Below are 1,403 nucleotides of genomic sequence, written 5' to 3'. Positions count from 1 at the left end.
TAATGCAGTTCACTTAGGCACCTTCAGTGTTCTGACAGGATATTTGGCTGGTAGCTTTTTGACGACACGGGGGCATGATCGCCCCCGTGTTTTTGGGAGGATGAGGTCTCCCAGCCGTTGTCTTAATCGGATGAGGTGTGCGGGTAGTTTTGCTGGCGCTTCGATCGCCATCCACCCCCATTCGTGACGAATGTAGTGCAGGGCTGTGGTGAAGCTCAATTCGGTTGGCTTGACCTCGGCTTCAGAGGCAACCTCGGCCATTTCCAACCGCACCAGATTGTAAGCCAGCAAGGCTCCCCAAACTTCCTGATAAACGGTCTGCGGTGTGCCGCTGCGCAGCGTCAATTCGCTGCCAAGAAGCTCCTGCTTCAGCTCTCGATAGCTGGTTTCGATCCGCCAGCGGTCTTCGTATTGCTGCACGATCTCCTGGGCAGGATAGGCCTTCTTGTCCGTCAATGAGGTGAGCAATATTCGCTTTTGCCCATGCCGGTTGACCGTCTCGATCGCCCGAGCTTCCCAGAATGTCGGCAAGTCGGGCTCGGCCTCGCGTGCTTGCGGCGAGACTTTCATGCGCACCCGATAGTCGGTGGCGTTCTGGTCCAGGCGCTGCCATGCACTGTTGCCTTTGGCCGGCAGGAGCCAATGACGTTGCTTGCCCTTCGATTGAAGCTGCAGCAGCAGGCTGGCGCTGAAAAAGCCCTTGTCGAAGACCGTCAGGGATTGGTCCGGCACTTGGTCGAGCAAGCTCTTGGCATAGAGCATCTCATTCTTGCCGTAGATCCCAAACACCGCATCACGCACCAGGTGCGTGGCGAGCGCCGTCAGGGTCAAGAGCCGTAGCTGCGGATAACTTGCAACAGCGCCGGATGCATAGGCTTGCGCTCCAAAATGCGCGCGGTTCTCCACGCTGTCGGCGACACGCAATGTGCTGCCATCCACGGCATAGCGCGCAAGACCCCGCCAGCCTCGCCCGACTTGGTGTCGCTCGTCCCAGCACGTCGCGCTCATCGCAAACAACTGCGCCAGCGGCGCCTGGCCTAAGCGCTGGCGGGCCTGCGTCAAGGCGCTCTTGGCAATGTCCGGGTTCACCTCATCGGGCAACACCAGATCCAGATGGGCCACCACCTCAGGCATGGACTGATGACGATACAAGGAAAGCGCAATCACCAGCCAGACAACTTGCTCGGCGGGGAGCTTGCGCTTGCGGATGCTCGCCTTGCCGCTGCTGGCAAGCGCCAAGGCGATCCATTCCGGATCAATTGCACCCGAAAGTGCCGATAAATCGGCTGTATGTCCTATGCGACCTGGCATCTCAAAACACGAACAGGATGGAAACGAATCTCCATCCTGTTCGATAGGTCTTACCAGATCCTCATCCAGCCCAACTTAAGTGAACTGCATTA

At 58.2% G+C, this 1,403-nt stretch carries 1 protein-coding gene; it reads right to left on the bottom strand.

The window, feature by feature from the left end; all coding sequences use genetic code 11:
- Positions 1-9: 9 nt before the first annotated feature.
- Positions 10-1,311, bottom strand: a complete 1,302-nt coding sequence (locus NKJ67_RS35040) for an IS4 family transposase (protein ID WP_128306115.1) — start codon at positions 1,309-1,311, stop codon at positions 10-12.
- Between the last annotated feature and the right edge of the window lie 92 nt (positions 1,312-1,403).

Source organism: Mesorhizobium sp. M0088 (assembly GCF_040322895.1).
Taxonomy (GTDB): Bacteria; Pseudomonadota; Alphaproteobacteria; order Rhizobiales; family Rhizobiaceae; genus Mesorhizobium.
The sequence above is the reverse complement of the archived record's forward strand: the minus strand, read 5'-3'. Positions and strand labels throughout refer to the sequence as shown.